The sequence below is a fragment of the Vibrio sp. genome, assembly GCF_047973365.1.
Taxonomy (GTDB): domain Bacteria; phylum Pseudomonadota; class Gammaproteobacteria; order Enterobacterales; family Vibrionaceae; genus Vibrio.
In genome coordinates this window covers 1-4,447 of record NZ_JBKEBW010000048.1, presented here as the reverse complement: position 1 = coordinate 4,447, position 4,447 = coordinate 1, and the positions used below count along the sequence as shown (strand labels likewise).

3 protein-coding genes and 1 pseudogene are annotated in these 4,447 nt (G+C 44.9%); 2 read left to right on the top strand and 2 right to left on the bottom strand.

Features of this window, described 5'->3' with window-relative positions:
* The coding region (locus ACK5MF_RS06715) for a hypothetical protein (RefSeq protein WP_416920576.1) at positions 1-208 on the top strand (208 nt) is incomplete at its 5' end.
* 119 nt (positions 209-327) lie between these two features.
* Here ACK5MF_RS06715 and radA read toward each other — a convergent pair.
* The gene (radA, locus tag ACK5MF_RS06710) at positions 328-1,707 is read right to left on the bottom strand and encodes a DNA repair protein RadA (protein WP_416920574.1); all 1,380 of its coding nucleotides are present in this window, start codon (positions 1,705-1,707) and stop codon (positions 328-330) included.
* A gap of 127 nt (positions 1,708-1,834) precedes the next feature.
* Between radA and ACK5MF_RS06705 the strand changes: the two genes are divergently transcribed.
* Entirely contained in the window at positions 1,835-4,183 is a 2,349-nt protein-coding gene (locus tag ACK5MF_RS06705) for a PilZ domain-containing protein (RefSeq protein WP_416920572.1), read from the top strand.
* Positions 4,184-4,268: 85 nt separating this feature from the next.
* Here the strand turns inward: ACK5MF_RS06705 and ACK5MF_RS06700 are convergent.
* Positions 4,269-4,447, bottom strand: a pseudogene (locus ACK5MF_RS06700) (group II intron reverse transcriptase/maturase); the annotation flags it as partial.

Sequence of the window (4,447 nt, the reverse complement as noted above, 5' to 3'; positions counted from 1 at the left end):
TGGATTTAAAGTCGTTCTTTATGATTACACGGCCATCTGTCGAACTAAAAATCTTCAGTCACTCCCCGCGCGTTTAAAAGATTTAACCGAGTCATTACGGGAGTTTATTATGCCAAAGCAAGACCGCCCAAATTATGAACGGGCGGTCAAGATAAAACCTATCAAATTCCCGTTGAAGAGCTCACGAAAAAAGAAAGAGAACTCTTAAACGAACAGCATTGTGCCTTCGCAGGAATGACGACATTAGGGGCAGGAATGACGACATTAGGGGCAGGAATGACGACATTAGGCACGGAATGACGACATTAGGTGCAAGCAGGACAAAAATTAAATCTCATCAAATGCTTCAATCGCCTCTGATAGTTTCTTCACGCCATGGATCTGCATTCCGGTAATGCCGCCTTTAGGCATATTCGCCGCCGGAACAATCGCTCGTTTAAAGCCGTGTTTAAAGGCTTCGTTCAACCGCTCCTGACCACTTGGCACGGGGCGAATTTCGCCGGCTAAACCGACTTCACCAAAGATCACCACATCTTTTGGCAGCGGTTTATCACGAAAGCTGGAGAGCAGCGCCATCAATAATGCTAAGTCCGCACTGGTTTCGGTTACCTTTACGCCACCCACCACATTGACAAACACATCTTGGTCGGCCATTTGCAGCCCACCGTGTTTATGTAACACCGCTAATAACAGTGACAGGCGGTTTTGCTCCAGACCTACGGCGACTCGTCTTGGGTTTGCCAACTGCGAATAATCCACCAGCGCTTGTATTTCAACCAGTAGCGGGCGAGTGCCTTCCCATACCACCATGACGGAACTTCCCGAGGTATCTTCTTCACCACGAGAGAGGAATATCGCCGATGGGTTACTCACTTCTCGCAACCCTTGCCCGGTCATAGCAAATACGCCGAGTTCATTGACCGCACCAAAGCGGTTTTTGTGGCTGCGTAAAGTACGGAATCGGGTATCTGATCCACCATCGAGTAGCACTGAACAGTCGATAATGTGCTCCAGTACTTTAGGCCCTGCCAAAGTACCATCTTTGGTAACGTGTCCAACGATAAATACCGCGACATTGTTTTGTTTGGCATAACGGGTCAATGCCGTTGCTGATTCTCGAACCTGAGCAACCGTGCCCGGTGAGGATTGCACATCGGCCACATGCATCACCTGAATAGAGTCAATCACCATGATTCTTGGCTGCTCTTTTTCGGCTACCTGACAAATCTTATCCACATTGGTTTCGGAAAGCATTTTCAGATGATCTTTAGGCAGACCGAGACGAGAAGCGCGCATCGCGACCTGTTGCAGCGATTCTTCACCCGTCACATATAAGGTTGGCATTTGAGATGACAGCAAACACATGGTTTGTAGCAGAAGTGTGGACTTACCCGCCCCCGGGTTACCACCGATAAGAATGGCCGCTCCAGGAACCACACCACCGCCAAGTACCCGGTCTAACTCTTTAAAGCCACTGCTAAAACGAGGCACCTCTTGCAGATTAATTTCCGATAAAATTTGCACGCTAGATTCAGTGGCACTGCCCGCATAACCACTTAGACGTTCATTGCGCGCAACTTGTGGCGATGCGGCCAGTCTCACTTCAGATATGGTATTCCATGCACCACAGGCGTTACACTGACCTTGCCACCGGGGAAAATCTGCGCCGCAATCGTTACATACATAGGCGCGTTTTGCTTTTACCATGCTTCCTCAAATAGTCTAAGTTGTGACGTGTAAACTTTAATAATATGTTGAATCAATGCAACATATTGCTAAAGAAAACATTATCCATGCCGATTTTATTAAGAGAACACTACTCTAACAGAAAACTATGCAGCAATCTGAAATTCTCTCTCTCGCTGAACGGCTCATTCCCGCTTATAAATCAGCCGAATTTGAGCAACTCCTAAATAAATTCACAGAAGGGCAAGCACCGTCTGCCAAACTTCTCGTGAAGATGGAGTTGAACCGAATTATGGCTCCATGTACCAAAAACATCGATCTCCGTGGTCGAGTTCAGGGCGAATGCAGAGAATATAATTTGGATGGTCGGAAACACTGGTTTGATGATGTTGCCTTTAATACCTACCACAAGAGTATCAAAAAGTTTGGCGGTTACACCGAAGGGGTTTGGGAGAACTTAACCAACACCCGTAATAACTTTCGTGTGATGAAACAACAGGGAACTCTGGACAAAAACAAAAGAGTGGCCATTGAAGGCTCTTTTGAAGTTGAACCGATTAAATTGGGTTACGATCTTAAACGCTTAGAAAACCGTTTAAAACTCAATACACAGGTTAAAATTCATCTGCCAAGTAATGAACAAGTGGTTCATGGTTTGAGTGTCGATTTATCTGCATCGGGTGCAAGGTTCAAAGTTCCTTCGGCGTTCAGCTACAAACTGGGTGATACCATTTTGGTTCAATTTACTGGGCTCAATCAGAGTACTCAGCTTGAAGGTCTCAACAAACCGATTGAATATCGCATTCTGGGTATCGATGAATCTCATGACAACGATGCGGTAAAATACCTGCGTACATTAAAATTGTCAGAAAATGACATCATCGAAAAAGTGATTCAAGAATCGCTCAAGACTAGCAGTAAAAAAAGTCGCCACGACAATCAAGATAAAATCATCCGCGCGCGAACCCGTGGTTATGAGCACAGCTATTTAAAACATACTTGTAACTTACCCCTGTTTTTCAGTGGTAGCGAGCTTAAATTAGCGTTACTAACAGAGAACAATCATCAGCTTTGGCAATACTGGCATGATGAACGCAACCAACAATCATTGGGCGGTTTGTTTAAGTCAACGCGCATGGAGATGCTCACTCGTCCGGGAGTCAGCGGCAGTAGCAACGTTCTTTACGCTTTTAAACATGAACATCAGGATAAAACCTTTTTCTTTTCAATGATGATGCCTGAAGCCACCACGGAACAACGCAAGTTGTTTTGGCACATAGGCGCGCGAAAAGAGAGCTGGAAAGCGTTTCGTTTATCCGTATTTGAACTCTCGGCAATGGAACGAGAAGAACTGGCGAATCATTCGAGTGAACTGGCAAACAAGTCCAATAAATTGACTCATTGTGGCATTTTGCAGGAAATCAGCGATTTCAGCTCCGCCAAGGATTATTTGTTGGTTGATAAACCGCAAATGGCCACTAGCGAGCTAAACCCTTTCCGCCATCCACGCAAAGTGATTGGTGCTCCAACGGGGATCTATTTCGATGCACGCTCTCGCCGTAAAGAACCGCGCTACAATTTAAAAACACCAGTAAATATTGTTCAAAATGGTAATGTACTCTCTGCAGGCGCAACGACTGATCTTTCTAAACGTGGGCTAAATTTAATTGCCACTAATCCTATAGCGTTGAAAGCGGGCGATATGCTCAATATTGATTATCTTGAGCTAAAACTTTACGACAAAAGCCTGCCTCTCAATAATGTCCCTTACCAAGTGATCCGTATCGGCCCTGAAGGGCAACAGTTACATTTGATGATCGATGAAAATTCACAAACGATGAAAACCATCGCTTTTTTCAACGCCATCATTGAAAGCAATCAGGACAAGTTAAAACCCAAAGCTGAAATTCTGCCTAGCCCACGGCTTCTTGAAGGTTTACATAATATTTTGTTGGGTAAAATTGTCAGCGCACCTATTTTTGTCGAAAAGAACGGTCCGAGTTTGAAACCTAAAGTGATTGGCGTGAACTACCCTCTGCCACCCCATTTGGCTTTACTGGAAAAACTCGGGCGAAAAGAACAGTTATCTTTAGAGCCGATATTCAAAGGGCACACCAACACACTATTGGCAACGCCAATGAAAAGAATTGATGGTGCTGAAGCTCAGTTCAATGAGGTGTATATTTGCGTGTTGAAATTTGGCTCTCGTATCCAATCGATTGAAACTAAACTGCTAACGGATTTTGCCAATACCAAAGAGCGCATTAAGTTCATTCAGAGAGCGCAGTTGATGGGCGAAATTTTTGTTCTTCGCCTATGTGGGGCACCAGTATTCGACCCATTTACTGTGCTTCTAAAAGGCGATTTAGAAGAGTTAGCGCAAATTAACCTGCATCAAGCGAAAAACTTAGAAAAAGAGATCAGTGCTATTGTCGGTTACGGCGAGATTATCGATATTACCGAAGAAGTGCTTATTCGCCTGGAACTGACGAATTAACTCTGCTCACCACTAAATCGAGTAGGGTGAGGCGTTACCGCCTCATCCCTCTCACAGAACCGTACGTACGGACCTCGTATACGGCTCATGCATACTTCCATTCAGCATAATTGCTAAACACATACCCTGTTCCTACTTGCTCAAGATTTACCAACCCCAGTTCGTTGAACCATTGGTTTGGCATCGCATAACTGGCTAGAGGACTTTGCGCATTTCTCCAACTACTCATTCGGATAAATCTAAACGGCGGCTTATATCCAAGCT